This window comes from Methylophilus sp. 'Pure River' (genome assembly GCF_046765995.1).
Taxonomy (GTDB): domain Bacteria; phylum Pseudomonadota; class Gammaproteobacteria; order Burkholderiales; family Methylophilaceae; genus Methylophilus.
Genome location: NZ_JBKOUE010000011.1, coordinates 53272 through 68237, shown reverse-complemented (window position 1 = coordinate 68237; position 14966 = coordinate 53272). Strand labels below are relative to the sequence as shown.

Below are 14966 nucleotides of genomic sequence, written 5' to 3'. Positions count from 1 at the left end.
CAGGCACGCAATCAGTTGCCCGCTGTAGTTTGAAACTTGTGATGGTTGAGTTTAGACCTGACCAGCTCAATATGCGCGCGTAGCTCGTAAGCATATTGTGAAAAGGGTACTGGTAACTTTACATTGACCACTTTGGCTTCAATATCATTGAGCTTGTCCAGACATTCCTGCACGTCTTCTGCACTTTTGATCTCCTGTAACTGGGTGTCCAGAAAGCGCAACTCACCGTAATAACGAAACAGTTTTCGTTTCACCAGCCACACATACACCATCGGGATAATCTTGGTCAGCGGAATCAGCAAGGCCAGTAATGGCAAGATCACGATCAAGGTCCGGTTCACAAATGTCGCCGCCCAAAATGGCAGATATTTATCAATAATCGGCAAGCCAGATTTGTAAAAATTAAGTGCCTGCGTACTCAGTGGAAAGTCGGTATCCTTGGCCGATGGAAACTCGCCCTTGCTATTAAACATGCTCGGGCCACCGTGTACTTCAGCAATCACTTTCATCATCAGGTAGACCAGGGCTGGGTGCATGTTTTCTTTCACCACCAGTGTGGCGGTCGGGGCGACCAGATGCACATCGTGGCTGGGAGTATTACGTGCCAAGTCCATGGCACCTTCGGGTAATACCAGGTGGTGCATAAACGCGAATTTGCGTGAAAAGGCTTCTGCGGTGTCCAGGCTGAGTAAGCGCAGGCGTTTGTCCGTCACCATTTCATGAATCATGCCCGAATTGGCGACATCGACAAACAGTGCGGCATCGAGTTTACCCTGGCGCAAGGTGGTGGCCGCCTCTTCACCGCCAATCTCGACAAGCCTGGTATTGCTGGCGTTAATTCCGCTTTCATTAAGCAGGGTGCTGACTAAGGTGTGCGTGCCATTACCCGCATAGCCGATGGCAATACGTTTGCCTTTGAGCGCAGATAAATGCGTAGTGCTGGCTTTGCAACGGCAAAAAATCCACACCGGCTGGTAATACAAACTGCCCAGTGACAACAATGAACCAGCGCCTTCGCTATGGGCCACGCCGTCCTGGATAAACGCAATATCAACGTCTGATTCAGCGTCTTTTAACAGGCGCAGGTTTTCGGTGTCACCAGAGGTCTTGCGCAACGTGAGCGTAATGCCTTCTTTTTGCAAATAAACACCGTAAATAGCGGCAAATGCGTTGTAGTTCAGATCGGACTCGCCGGTGGCGATCACAATTTTGCGAGGTGGCGCCGGGTCTATGAATTTATAGGCAAAAAACAGCGCCAGGCAGATTAGAAGCACCGACGGCAGCGTTGCTTCCAGCATCTCTCTGGTAAAGATTGAGGTGAATTTGTTATTGCGTGGATCAAATTTCATCGGTCAATATTCTGTGTATAGATGGCAGCAACCGCTTGGTTGATAGGGGGATTTTACAGAGGGTTGGCCAGAATGTCACAACTGACGATGATCGGCGGGCACCGGCAAAAAAACAGCCATTCACCGGCCGGTGAATGGCTGCCAGGATAAACCGCGTTAGGCGTGATAAGATGCTAGCCGTTGTAGGACTGCAATCATGCGGTCGATTTCTTCATAGGTGTTGTAAAACGCCAATGAAGGACGCACCGTGGTTTCTACCCCAAAGCGGCGCAAAATCGGTTGCGCACAATGATGGCCAGAACGCACGGCAATGCCTTCTTCATTGAGCGCTGCACCGACTTCTTCACTCTGATAGCCTTTGAGTGCAAATGACAGCACGCTGGCCTTGTGCTTGGCCGTGCCTATCAGGCGCAAGTTGGGGATCTGGCACATGGCGGCGGTGGCATATTCAAGCAAGGCATGCTCGTAGGCCGCGATGTTCTCAATGCCCAGGCGTTCCACATATTTCAGTGCTGCGCCCAAACCAACTGCATCGGCAATATTGCCGGTGCCTGCTTCAAACTTGGCAGGCGCCGCGTGGTAGACCGTTTTTTCAAACGTCACGTCCTGGATCATATTACCGCCACCTTGCCAGGCCGGCATGTCTTGCAACACATCTGCTTTGCCATACAGCGCGCCAATGCCAGTCGGGCCGAAGATTTTATGGCCTGAGAACACAAAAAAATCTGCATCCAGCGTTTGTACATCGGTACGCAGGTGTGAGACGGATTGTGCGCCGTCCAGTAATACCTTGGCGCCAACCCGGTGTGCCATGGCAATCATTTCTTGCGCCGGCGTCACGGTGCCCAACGCATTCGACACTTGCGTGAAAGACACCAGCTTGGTTTTTGCCGTGAGCAATTTCTGGTATTCCTCCAGCAAAATCTGCCCGCTGTCGTCGACCGGAATCACCTTGATCACCGCGCCTGTTTCCTGGCATAGCTGCTGCCAGGGCACGATATTGGCATGATGCTCAAGGTTGGAGACCACGATCTCGTCACCAGCGCCAAGATGCTTCTTGCCCCAGGTTTTGGCCACCAGGTTAATCGCTTCGGTGGTGCCACGCACAAAAATCACGTTATTCACCGACGGTGCATTGATAAAGCGGCGCACGGTTTCACGCGCATCTTCATAAGCATCCGTCGCACGCGCCGCCAGTTCATGCGCTGCACGGTGGATATTGGAGTTTTCGTGCTGGTAGAAATAGCTGATACGGTCTATGACTACCTGTGGTTTGTGCGTAGTTGCAGCGTTATCAAACCACACCAACTGACGACCGTTGACGCGCTCGTTCAGAATCGGGAAATCGCGGCGCACGCCATGCACATCAAAGGCTGGATGCGCAGAGGCGGGCAGGCTACCGATGACGGCTGGCTCAGCTTGCAAAAAGTAAAATGATTGCGCGCTGCCCGCAGATGGTTTGTTGGCCGGTTGTGTGGATGCTGCTGATGACGGTGACTGGCTCGCAGCTGTGCCCAACCAGCGATCAAGCTCCTGCTGATAAGGAATCTCAATGCCCAGCCCGGCAAAAGCGGCCGGTGCCAGGTAAGCGGCGTCAGGCTGCAATACATTCAGGTGTGCCGGATGGTTATGCAATGGATCGCTGCCCAGCGCTTCGACGCCTGGCGCATAGGTGAGCTGCTGCGCCTGTGCTTCTTGCGTGATAGGTTGGCCTTGCGACTGCACATAGCTTGGCGAGGCTGCGCCGATCGAGTTGCCGCCCGCATGCCCCAGCTTGGTGGTCAGCGAGTCTGTGGCGGGCACAGACGGTTGCGGGGTATGGCTACTGGCCAGTGATTGTGCCAAGTCTGCTGCGGCAAACGGGGCCGTGGCCGGAAAGCCCTCGGCGTAAAGATCATTCACCAGTTGCGTCAGGGTGGCGGTATCCAGCACCCCCGTGTTTTCCAGTTCGCGACCAACGCCCAGCGCAGCCGTCATTTTCGGATGCTCACCCGGCAGTGAGGCTAATATCGCCTCAGGCTCAAAGCTTGCTAAATCGATTGAATTACTTGTAGTCATAGTAATGGTCAACTCCGACATCTTCCAGTACGGCAATCGCATCTTCGGTCAGTACTGCCAGTGAGCAATACAGGGAGACCAGGTAGGATGCAATCGCTTTATGGTTGATACCCATGAAGCGCACGGACAAGCCCATGGTTTGTTGGCCAGGCAGGTTTGGTTGATACAGACCAATCACGCCTTGTTTGCTTTCGCCTACGCGCAGCAACAGGATTTTGGATTTGCCGTTGACGATAGGCAATTTGTCGCTAGGAATCAGCGGTACACCGCGCCAGGTCAGAAACTGTGAACCAAACAATGACACGGTTGGCGGTGGCACGCCACGGCGGGTGCACTCACGGCCAAAGGCAGCAATTGCTTTCGGGTGCGCCAGAAAGAAGGCAGGCTCTTTCCAGACTTTGGTCAGCAATTCGTCCAGGTCGTCCGGAGTAGGGAAGCCATTACGGGTTTTCACCGTTTGTGACTTGGCCACGTTGTTCAGCAGGCCGTATTCCTTGTTGTTGATCAGTTCGCTTTCCTGACGCTCTTTCACCACTTCAATGGTCAGGCGCAATTGCTCTTTGATCTGGTTGTGCGGGCTGCTATAAAGGTCAGACACGCGGGTATGTACATCTACCACGGTGTTGACAGCGTTCAACACATATTCACGGCCCCATTCTTCGTAGTCGACAAAAGTCGCTGGCAGTTCTTTTTCGTCTTTGTTGGAGCAATCGACCGTAATGGCGTTAGGATCTTTGGCTTTGTTGACGCGGTAAATACCAGCTTCTACCGGTACCCAATTGAGCAAATGCACCAACCAGCGTGGGCTGATGGTGCTGAGCATGGGCACCGATTTGGTGGCATTGGCAAGCGTTCGTGCGGCCACATCGCCTAAGGCGCTTTGGGTTGGTTGTTCAGACATACAATTATTCTCCTTATTAAGCTAATTAATTAGCGGCTAAAAACTGAGTGGTTAAAAATCAAGCAGCCACCGGAATCGGTTTGGCATCCGAATGTGCTTGTGTGACATGACTATTGGCGGGCACGCTGCGGGTCACCCAGACATTGCCACCAATAATGGAATGTTTGCCGATCGTGATGCGGCCCAGAATCGTGGCACCGGCATACACCACCACGTAGTCTTCCAGAATCGGGTGACGTTCAAACTTTTTGACCAGATGGCCATTGGCATCTTTGGGGAAGTTTTTGGCACCCAATGTCACGGCCTGATACAGGCGGACATGACTGCCAATAATGGCAGTTTCGCCAATGACGACGCCCGTGCCATGGTCGATAAAAAAGTGATCCCCAATTTGCGCACCAGGATGGATATCAATCCCGGTTTGCGAATGGGCAATTTCGGTGATTAAACGCGCAATAATGGTCAGGCCCAGACCATGCAATACATGAGCAATGCGGTAATGAATCAAGGCCAGGATGCCAGGGTAGCTGACCAGGATTTCATCGACACTGTCTGCGGCCGGGTCGCCCTGGTAAGCTGCTTCCAGGTCGGTATCCAGTTGCAGACGGATATGTGGCAACTGCTCGGCAAAAGCGTGTGTGATGGCATGCGCTTGCGTATTAAACTGGCTGGCGGGGCTGCCAGGTGCTTTAAAGGCGAGTTCCAGGCGTACTTGCTGCTGCAACTCACGCAAGGCTTTATCTAGTGTGGTGCCGACATAAAAGTTAATGGCATGTGCTTGTATATCAGAGTCGCCCAAACGATTGGGAAACAGGGACGCGGCCAGCCAGTCCACGCATTTCCCCAGGGCTTTGCGGGCGGGCAATTTGGGCGGCTGTGACAAACGCTGGCGCTGCTGCAAGGCGCTTTCGCGTATGCTGGCCAGTTGTTGCACGATGTGTTCAATCGCGATCTCTTCCATCGGCTATCCAATCCTGTATCTAAGGCATTGACTGCTGGGTACAGACGAAAAAAAAGCCAGCTGCCCCTCCTGGGGAAACTGGCTTCCAGGTGTCTGGTCAGCGTTAATCTTTTTAAACTATAAAAGAATCCATCGGCCTTGAACAGGCCTGTGACTAGAATCGTTAATTATTTGTTTATATGTTTTTATTCTTAAAACGGCTTTAGCGCGTGCTTAACGGGTCATGTATAGGTTCATTCGGAAGGATAGCTTAATATATCTTTATATTATAAATATATTATTTTTTATTCTTTTTAAAAATATAAGTTTGTCGTTATAGTGCTCTCCAGTTTGATAATAATAAAGGGAGTTATGTATGCCGTTTGTATTGCGCAGTGTCTTAGTGGCCGTGTTGTTCAGCAGTGTGTCACTGCAAGCCGCCGAGTTGTTGAATGCGTCTTATGATGTGACCAGGGAGTTTTATAAGGATTTCAATCCGGCGTTTGTGCAGTACTGGAAAGAAAAGACCGGTGAAACCGTGACAATTAACCAGTCGCATGGTGGCTCGACCAAGCAGGCGCGTTCTGTCGTGGATGGCTTGCCAGCAGACGTGATTACCATGAACCGCAGTGCCGACATTGATATCCTGGCACAAAAAGGCAAATTGATCCCGGCCAACTGGCAAACACGGTTACCAAATAATAGCGTGCCCAGCGCGTCACCAACCGTCTTTCTGGTGCGTAAAGGTAATCCTAAACAAGTCAAAGACTGGGATGACCTGGTCCGCCCAGGCGTGACGTCTGTGATTCCTAATCCCAAGACCTCAGGTAACGGTAAATATAGCTACCTAGCAGCCTGGGGTTATGTGACGCAAAAAGGTGGTGATGCAGCCAAAGCACGCCAGTTTGTGACAGAGTTATTCAAGCATGTGCCAGTGTTGGATACTGGTGGCCGCGGCGCGACCACGACCTTTGCCCAGCGTGAGATTGGGGATGTACTGGTGACCTTTGAAAACGAAGTCTATTTGCTGCAAAAAGAGCTGGGTGAAGACAAGTATGAAGTGGTGTATCCGTCTGTGACCGTGCTGGCAGAAAATCCGGTGTCATTAGTAGATAAAGTAGTGGACAAAAAAGGCACGCGTAAAGTGGCGCAGGCTTATCTCGAGTTCCATTTTTCACCGCAAGGGCAAGCATTGGCTGCCAAGCATTATTTGCGTCCGCAAGTGAGCGAAGTGGCGCAACCGGCATTCAAGAAGTTACATACGTTCACCGTCAAGCAGGTGTTTGGTAGTTGGAACGAGGCTGAAAATACGCATTTTAGTGATGGCGGTATTTTCGACCAGATTTATCAGAAGTAAGCAGATTTTTCAGAAGTACAAAGTAGTCTCGCAGGAAGGAGTCACGATGACGCAACGTCAATCAAATCAGGAACCAGAACACGTCATACAGCTACGGGCAGAGTTAAAGCATGCGCTGTCGCTGGATCTGGAAGAGCTGGGGCTGCTGGAAGCCAGTTCGGGCGAATATGAGAGCACCTTTATCGGTGTGCATCTCAAAACCGCTTTCCAGCCTATTTATGATGCCAAACAAGGCGATATCTACGGCTACGAAGCCCTGATCCGTCCGTCTTTGTTTGGCACGCTGGGCAGTACGCCAGAGTTTGCGTTCACCTATGCCGAGCAATCCGGCAAGCTGGTGCAGTTTGACCGTGTATGCCGCTCGCAGCACGTGTTGAATTACCGTGCGATTCACCAGGAAAACGGCCTGCTGTTTTTAAACGTGCATCCAAAATTGCTGCTTGAAGTCAGCGCGCACGGCAAGGTATTTGAGCAGATTCTGCATAAATATTCCGTGCCTACGCACCGGGTGGTGCTGGAGATCAATGAGTCCCTGATTGAGCAGGACAAGCACCTGATTGCGGCTATCGAGAACTACCGTGCACTGGGCTACCAGATTGCGTTTGACCATGTGGGTGGCCATCAGAGCAAGTTGTACCGCTTATGGAGCGCGCACCATGATTACATTAAGTTTGATGTGTCAGTGATTCACCAGGCAGCACAACAGCCTTCACTGGCTAAGGCCTTGAAGGGGCTGGTAGCGACGGTGCAAGACCTGGGCAGTACGCCGGTGATTCTTGGCATAGAAACGCAGCAGCAACTGGATATTGCCATTGCTTCTGGCGCGACCGTGCTGCAAGGTAATTTATTGGCGGCGCCAGTGGTGGCCAAGGTTATTAATGACCAGTACCAGCACCGTTCACCTAAAGTAGCGTAATCATCACTTCTTTAATATAACAGGCGCTTATAAATTAATGATTATCTATTCTTTTGAGATTTAAAAGAATCCAGCTACATTAGCGCCTGTTTACACTTGTCACCACACAATATGGCATCACAAAAAAAGAAACATTTACTTCCCGGCTTCGGGCTGTCATTGGGGGTCACACTGGTTTATTTAAGCCTGATTGTGCTGATTCCGTTAGCAGCTGTTTTTCTACGCACCACTGAGCTGAGTTTGCATGAGTTTTGGGCCGTGGTGACCACGCCACGGGTAGTCGCTACCTATAAACTGACTTTTGGTGCCTCCCTGCTGGCAGCCGTGATTAACCTAGTGTTCGGCTTACTCACGGCCTGGGTGCTGGTGCGCTACCAGTTTGTTGGTAAAAAAGTCCTCGATGCCTTGGTCGATTTACCGTTTGCTTTGCCGACTGCGGTGGCTGGTATTGCGCTCACCGCGATTTATGCGCCAAATGGCTGGTTAGGACAATGGCTGGAACCACATGGTATTAAAGTGGCTTTTACGCCGCTGGGCGTCGTGGTTGCGCTGACGTTTATCGGTTTGCCATTTGTGGTGCGCACGGTGCAGCCGGTGCTGGAAGACTTTAGCGCTGAGGCCGAAGAGGCTGCTGCCAGCCTGGGCGCCAACCGCTGGCAAACCTTTTACAAGGTTATTTTGCCAGCCATTTGGCCTGCTTTGCTCACCGGCTTTTCGCTGGCCTTTGCCCGCGCGGTGGGTGAGTATGGTTCGGTAATTTTTATTGCGGGCAATATGCCGATGATCTCCGAGATTACGCCGCTGATGATTATCACCAAGCTGGAACAATATGACTATGCCGGGGCAACCGCAATTGCAGTGGTGATGCTGGTGATTTCGTTTGTCTTGTTGTTGCTGATTAACTTATTGCAGTGGTGGAGTAATCACCGCCATGGTCATAAGTAATTGGCTATGCGGGCAAATGGCTGCACTCGCTTAATATTTAATTGAATAGAACATTTATGCATACCACACAATTTCAACAATATCAGGGCAAGGTTGCTTACAAGCGTGCGACCTCTGAACCGACCTGGGTACGCTGGGGGCTGATTGGCCTGGCACTGGCTTTTTTGGGGTTGTTCTTATTAATCCCGCTGGCGGCTGTATTTGCTGAGGCCTTGCGCAAAGGCTGGGGCGTCTACCTGGCAGCGATTACCGAAGCGGATGCTTTGTCAGCCATGAAGCTCACCCTGATTGCTTCCCTGATATCGGTGCCGCTTAACTTGGTATTTGGTGTCGCTGCGGCCTGGGCGATTACCAAGTTCGACTTTAAAGGCAAAAGCTTTTTGATCACCTTGATTGATTTGCCATTTGCCGTATCGCCAGTGATTGCAGGTTTAATTTTTGTGCTGATTTTTGGCCTGCAAGGCTGGTTTGGCGAGTGGCTGATTGATCATGATCTCAAAGTCGTGTTCGCAGTGCCTGGCATTGTGTTGGCGACCATTTTTGTGACTTTCCCGTTTGTGGCACGTGAGTTGATTCCGCTGATGCAGGCACAGGGCAAAGAGGAGGAAGAGGCCGCATTGGTATTAGGTGCCTCTGGCTGGAAAATGCTGTGGCATGTGACCTTGCCCAACGTGAAGTGGGGCCTGATTTACGGTGTGATTCTGACCAATGCGCGGGCGATGGGTGAGTTTGGTGCCGTGTCTGTGGTGTCCGGCCATATCCGCGGCCTGACCAATACCATGCCGCTGCATGTTGAGATTTTGTATAACGAATATAACTATGCGGCTGCGTTTGCTGTTGCTTCACTGCTGACGCTGCTGGCACTGGTCACACTGGTATTAAAAACATATGTCGAATGGCAGGCTTCGCGTGATGCTGCCAATATTGAAAAGGAAGTGACGGCTTAAGATGAGTATTACCATTCAACAGATTAACAAAGGCTTTGGCCAGTTTAGCGCGTTGCGTGATATCAACCTGCAAGTGCCGTCTGGCGAGTTGGTGGCCTTGCTGGGGCCGTCAGGTTGCGGAAAAACCACCTTGTTGCGCATCATTGCTGGTCTGGAATCCCCGGATAGCGGCCAGGTATTGTTTGATGGCGTAGATACTACCCATAGAGATGTGCGCGAACGCCAGGTAGGGTTTGTATTTCAGCACTATGCACTGTTCCGCCATATGACCGTGTTCGAGAACGTCGCTTTTGGCCTGCGCGTGCGTCCAAAAGAAACCCGCCCGTCAGATGCTGAAATCAAGAAACGTGTGCATGATTTGCTTAAGTTAGTACAACTCGACTGGCTGGCAGATCGCTATCCACCGCAATTATCTGGTGGCCAGCGCCAGCGTATCGCTCTGGCACGTGCGTTGGCCGTCGAGCCTAAAGTGTTGTTGCTGGATGAGCCATTTGGCGCGCTGGATGCCAAAGTGCGTAAAGACCTGCGCCGCTGGTTGCGTCGCCTGCACGACGAGTTGCATGTCACTAGTGTGTTTGTGACGCATGACCAGGAAGAGGCTCTGGAAGTGGCGGATACCATCGTGGTGATGAATCACGGCCAGGTCGAGCAGGTAGGTTCACCACAAGGTGTTTACGACCAGCCAGCCACGCCTTTTGTATATGAGTTCTTGGGCAATGTGAATGCGTTCGAAACACCACAAGGCAAAGGCTTTGTTCGCCCGTATGAAATTGCCGTGAGCCGCGTGGCAGAAGCCAACAGCATCCCCGGTGCCTTAACCTATGTGCATTCAGTCGGTTCTCTGGTGCGCCTCGAAATCAAGCGCACAGACAATGAGCAATATGTAGACGTGGAACTTGGGCGTGACCAGTTTAACCAGTTGAATTTTCAGCAAGGTGAAACCGTGTATTTGAAGCCAACGCAGTTGCGCGTGTTTTAAATATCCAACTCGATTGCGCTGAATCCAGGCGAGCCACTGTGCTCGCCTGTTTTTTTGCCTGCCTAGGCTAACACTTCAACAGGTTTTAAATCACAGTGTTAAAGTTGCACTTTTGTTATCAAATATTAAATTAAATCAATGTTTGATGACATAAACAGAATGACGTTATGATGCCTTATCACTCCATGATACTTGCTAACGTTATGTTGGTCGTGGCGGTGTCTATGAAAAAACAATGGTAGAGCGATGACGTACGACGAACATACCCCCGACGCTGGTAATCATCCAGAGTATGCTGAAATGCTGGTGACCGATGAATGGAAAGCCATTATAGCTGGCACACCGCCTGCGGTGATCCAGCAAGTTTATGGTTTGATTACTGACAATATGCAGGAGCTGCTCACTGCTTACCTGCATTACCTGGGCACCGACCCGGTATTGAGCAAGGTGCTTAATACGGATGAGATGCGTGCCAAATGGACGGCCGTGTTTGAAGAGTGGGTGTATCAGCTGTTTAGCATGCAGTTTTCGGATGTAAACCACTTCGTGCAGGAGCAGCATGCGCTAGGCATGAAATTGTCCCGAGTCGGCTACCCAGCGCATTCGGTGTCGAAAAGCCTGCGTATGATCAATGCCTGTATTTTGCGGCATATCCTCATGCAAGCGTGGACAGACCAGGAAAAGATGCAGTCGGTGATGTATGTGAATCATCTGATCGGACTGTCATACGAGATCCGTAATCATGGCTATATGCAATCGATTTCTGATCAAACCCGATTGGATGAGTCGTATCGGCTGGCGGTGATTGGCAGTAATATCGCCATGGAACGGGAACGGCAACGCGCATTTCTCACCGAATGGGAGCGCAATATCCTGGCCTGGTTTTACAGTCCGTCAGATATCGGTTTGCCACGATTGGCCAAGTCTGAATTTGGTATGTGGTTTTTGCACAAAGCCAGCCTGATGTTTGAACGCACGCCTAAACTGCAAAACATTGCCGAATGCATTGCCAAAATTGACCAACAGATATTGCCCAAGCTGGAAACCACGCAGTACGATGATCGTGCGGCGATTGGCAGTCAGTTCCAGTTGATTCAGCAAGACCTGGTCAAAATCAAGTTTGTCATTAATGAGATTTTTGATTCACACATTGAGCTGGATAACGCACGCGACAGCCTGACCCGGTTGTTGAACCGACGGTTTATCCATACCGTGTTATCGCGCGAAATTGCCTTGCAAAAACGTGCAGGTGCAATAGGCTTTGCCATCCTGATTCTCGACCTTGATCACTTCAAAGCTGTGAATGATAGCTATGGCCATGCTGCCGGGGACATTGCTTTGCAGAAGGTGGCGACCTTAATGACCGAATCTGTGCGGCCGTCAGACTTTGTATTTAGGTATGGCGGTGAAGAAATGCTATTAATCCTGGTTGAAGCGGATGCGAGCACAGCCATGCATGTCGCAGAGAATATCCGCAGCAAGGTCGCACAAGCGCGTATACAGGCGCCGAGTGGCGAACATATTGCACTCACCGTGAGTATTGGCGGCGCGCTTGCAAAGGGCAAAATTGATTATGAGTCTGTGATCGCAGAAGCTGATAAAGCACTCTACCAGGCCAAACATGCAGGCCGCAACCGGGTGATGATGAGTGCGTGATTATTTTTCACGCACGATGTTGCCTGAAATCACATAGCGTTGTTTGCCATCAATAATGGTTGAATATACCTTCATGGTGTTCAGGTTGATGACCTGGGTGACATTGATGCCTGTTTCTTCTACCCAAGTCGCAAAGTAAATCTTGTCAGCAATTTTAAGACGATCGGGATGTTCTGTTCCGCTTGCACCTTTTTCAGGTCCAGTTACACATGTCCATGTCATTGATTGATTATCTTTGACCAGAACACGATAGAAACTCCCATCCTCGTATTGGTAGATAAATTGACCAATATAAGCTTCATTTACGGGTGTACGTTTCTCAACGTACTGCAATCCATTTTTGTTAAAGTATCCTAATGCAACTAAACCTAGAAAGATCCAGCCAGTCAAAAATGGAATTGAGCGTTTTAGAACTTTGAGCGTACTCATTGTGGGGTGACTGGCGGTTACGAGCATACCCAGTCTTTTCTTGTAACGTCGCAAAGTGTCGTACCAAAGCATAATGATAAAAGTAAGACTTAGCCATGCGTAAAGTTCCGGGTTTTCTGTGCTTATACACCCAATTCCTAGGCTAAATGCCAAAGCACTAAAAACTGAATTTAGAGTTTCTGTGTATCGAAGAGCGTAAGGTACAGATTCAGTAAGTGTTTTTTGGACACACGGTTTCTTCGGATTCATAACGTAAGTTAAGGTCTAGGTTCTGGTGAATACCTGCAAAAGTTATGAGGTATGGAGTCGGAAGTATTAACCCTATATTGGAATATTTCAACAATAATATTCAGTTAAAAATATAGTTGGGAAAGGCTAGTATTGCTTCGTAAAATCTGACTATTTCCCCATAGTTTTGATGATGTCTTAGGTGCAGCACAGTGACATCGTTGGTTGTTAAGGTCCAATCGTGTGGGGATGATAGGTAATAAACGCATGTATACATGGTAAAGGGGCATTGGGGTGTACGTTTTCGATGGCCCGCTTGAATGATGAGTTAGGAGCATACAAAACTGTTTAATAAAAGCATATGTTCGCTATAAAGCCCAATTGTTATTAGCTAATGCTGGATGAGGGAGATGATGTTTTTTTGTATGTATGTAATTTATAAGACGCCTAAGTCCAAAAAATAGTGAGCCCAAAATAACAATAGCCACTAATTAAGAGTAAGTATTGCCCACATTGAGCCTATTATTGCGTTCGGTTGTTGTATCCATGAAAACACTGGTAGTAAACCAAGAATTTGCCAGCCACACAAAAAACCACAAAATCCTCTTATGAAGCGTAATATACCTATCATTCCCAAGCTCCTACGGTAAAAGTAAAAGTGAGAGGCGAGCGGTTTCGCCGCGAAGAGTCCCTCTTGATTAACTGATTGGGCTGCACTATGTTGCCCACCGAACGTCATATTTTCCGACCAGTTCATTTAATACTCTGTCTAAAAGGCGCTCACACTCTTCGGTGTGCAGAAGGTTTGCGCCGCCCATGCTGGTGCGTTCAATTTCCCAGTTCCGTTCGGGATAATTCACTTTCCTCAAGGCTGAGACTTCACAGTGGCAGTCTTTGTGAGGCCAGTCATGGCGTAATGCCAAATTTATGACAGCAATAAGGCTCTGCTCAGTAATGAGTGCTTTGCTCATGTGCAATCCCCCTTTGTTGTGACGCCCAATGTTTGAGTGATGAGTTAGGCAATTACGATTTCCCCTGAAGTTGATCAATCTTTTTTTGTTCCTCTAGGGCTTTCCGTTTGAAATAAAGTCCGATTAGACTTTTCTCATGACCTACTAACAATGCAATAAGACTAACAATTGGGGTAGCAAGAATTATAAAAAAGATAAAGTATTCATCGGTATTCGGCATGCCGTTTTTTTATGGCTAGAGTTACTGCTGTACCGAAGAGAAGTAGATTCAGAAGAATAGCTGCATATTTCATAAAAATCCTTTAATGCCTAACGTAATATATACACCGAAAGCGCTGTATAACTTATTTTCTGAATTGGATTAACTCTGTGATTATTTGACATATGATCATGTTTTTATTATCAATTCTTTTATGGCTGTAATTTATGAAACACATCAGATTGATGCGTTATTAAAGTTTTTTAACTGTTACAAACAAGCTGATTATCATCAAGCTTATCCAGAAAAGCAATATTTAAGATTTGAGTATGCAAGCATTAACGCCAAATTAGGGTTGGCGTGGAATTAAGATCAATAGTTTCTGTAGTGATCAGAGTTTGAGTGAGGAGGCATCAAAGGTCTGGAATCAGATGACCAAGTTTGTTTGATTTGGTTTGCAGATACTTGAGATTTTCCACGGTCGGTGTGGTCAGCAGCGGTACTTGCTGGTGAATACTGATGCCCAAAGATTGCAGGGCCGCACGTTTTTCCTGGTTGTTGGATAACAAACGGATGCGGTTGATTTCAAAATAAGCCAGCATGTCTGCAGCGGCTTCATAAGTGCGTGCGTCTATCGGCAAGCCAAGTGCCACATTGGCTTCTACCGTATCCATGCCCTGGTCTTGCAAGGCATAAGCACGCATTTTGTTGGTGAGGCCGATGCCGCGGCCTTCATGGTTTTTTAAATACAGGATCAAACCCTGGCCGGTTTCCTGGATCAGGCGTTGCGCGTGATGTAGTTGTTCGCCGCAATCGCAGCGCGTGGAGCCAAACACATCACCGGTCAAACACTCAGAATGCACTCTTACCAGTGGCTCGCTGGCGCGCTGCAGTTCACCGCAGGCCAGGGCAATATGTTCCACGCCATTGCGGTTATCCGTAAATACATGGATATCAAATTCACCAAACTGGGTAGGTAATCTGGCGGTGGAGGTATGGGATAAAAAAAGCATGTACGTGGGTGTTCGGTGTTAAAGGCTCAATCTCATATTGTAGCGGTTGTGCGTTTTTTAAAGTGCCTGTGATGAATT

13 protein-coding genes are annotated in these 14966 nt (G+C 49.2%); 6 read left to right on the top strand and 7 right to left on the bottom strand.

Annotation, left to right across the window (positions count from 1 at the left end; translation table 11 throughout):
• Positions 1-11: 11 nt before the first annotated feature.
• The 4 genes from ACIDE9_RS13115 to epsC form a co-directional block, all read right to left on the bottom strand.
• Positions 12-1349 (bottom strand): TAXI family TRAP transporter solute-binding subunit, encoded by a 1338-nt coding sequence (locus tag ACIDE9_RS13115; RefSeq protein WP_411995154.1) that lies wholly within the window; start codon positions 1347-1349, stop codon positions 12-14.
• Positions 1350-1505: 156 nt separating this feature from the next.
• The gene (locus ACIDE9_RS13110; RefSeq protein ID WP_411995153.1) at positions 1506-3407 is read right to left on the bottom strand and encodes a family 2A encapsulin nanocompartment cargo protein cysteine desulfurase; all 1902 of its coding nucleotides are present in this window, start codon (positions 3405-3407) and stop codon (positions 1506-1508) included.
• Positions 3394-4308 carry a family 2A encapsulin nanocompartment shell protein gene (locus ACIDE9_RS13105; protein ID WP_019882668.1) on the bottom strand — a complete coding sequence of 305 codons (915 nt, stop codon included), beginning with the start codon at positions 4306-4308 and terminating at the stop codon, positions 3394-3396. The genes ACIDE9_RS13110 and ACIDE9_RS13105 overlap by 14 nt, the downstream gene beginning before the upstream one ends.
• A 58-nt stretch (positions 4309-4366) precedes the next feature.
• Positions 4367-5269, bottom strand: a complete 903-nt coding sequence (gene epsC, locus ACIDE9_RS13100; protein WP_411995152.1) for a serine O-acetyltransferase EpsC — start codon at positions 5267-5269, stop codon at positions 4367-4369.
• Between the two features lie 355 nt (positions 5270-5624).
• Here epsC and ACIDE9_RS13095 point away from each other — a divergent pair, with 355 nt between their 5' ends.
• The 6 genes from ACIDE9_RS13095 (at position 5625) to ACIDE9_RS13070 (ending at position 12048) form a co-directional block, all read left to right on the top strand.
• Entirely contained in the window at positions 5625-6605 is a 981-nt protein-coding gene (locus tag ACIDE9_RS13095) for a sulfate ABC transporter substrate-binding protein (protein ID WP_411995151.1), read from the top strand.
• Between the two features lie 46 nt (positions 6606-6651).
• On the top strand, positions 6652-7521 hold the full coding sequence (locus ACIDE9_RS13090; protein WP_411995150.1) for an EAL domain-containing protein: 870 nt from the start codon (positions 6652-6654) through the stop codon (positions 7519-7521).
• A gap of 111 nt (positions 7522-7632) precedes the next feature.
• A complete protein-coding gene (gene cysT / locus ACIDE9_RS13085) occupies positions 7633-8466 on the top strand; it encodes a sulfate ABC transporter permease subunit CysT (protein ID WP_411995149.1) in 834 nt (277 codons plus the stop codon).
• Between the two features lie 56 nt (positions 8467-8522).
• Positions 8523-9413, top strand: a complete 891-nt coding sequence (gene cysW, locus ACIDE9_RS13080; RefSeq protein WP_194754208.1) for a sulfate ABC transporter permease subunit CysW — start codon at positions 8523-8525, stop codon at positions 9411-9413.
• Position 9414: 1 nt separating this feature from the next.
• Positions 9415-10392, top strand: a complete 978-nt coding sequence (locus ACIDE9_RS13075) for a sulfate/molybdate ABC transporter ATP-binding protein (RefSeq protein ID WP_411995148.1) — start codon at positions 9415-9417, stop codon at positions 10390-10392.
• A 246-nt stretch (positions 10393-10638) separates the two neighbouring features.
• Positions 10639-12048, top strand: coding sequence for a GGDEF domain-containing protein (locus ACIDE9_RS13070; protein ID WP_411995147.1), 1410 nt, complete (start codon positions 10639-10641; stop codon positions 12046-12048).
• Here ACIDE9_RS13070 and ACIDE9_RS13065 read toward each other — a convergent pair whose 3' ends face one another.
• The 3 genes from ACIDE9_RS13065 to ribA all read right to left on the bottom strand — a co-directional run bounded on the left by ACIDE9_RS13065 (position 12049) and on the right by ribA (position 14888).
• Entirely contained in the window at positions 12049-12504 is a 456-nt protein-coding gene (locus ACIDE9_RS13065; RefSeq protein ID WP_411995146.1) for a MoaF-related domain-containing protein, read from the bottom strand.
• 917 nt (positions 12505-13421) lie between these two features.
• Positions 13422-13676 carry a hypothetical protein gene (locus ACIDE9_RS13060; RefSeq protein WP_411995145.1) on the bottom strand — a complete coding sequence of 85 codons (255 nt, stop codon included), beginning with the start codon at positions 13674-13676 and terminating at the stop codon, positions 13422-13424.
• A 612-nt stretch (positions 13677-14288) separates the two neighbouring features.
• Positions 14289-14888 (bottom strand): GTP cyclohydrolase II, encoded by a 600-nt coding sequence (ribA, locus tag ACIDE9_RS13055; protein ID WP_411995144.1) that lies wholly within the window; start codon positions 14886-14888, stop codon positions 14289-14291.
• Positions 14889-14966: the final 78 nt, after the last annotated feature.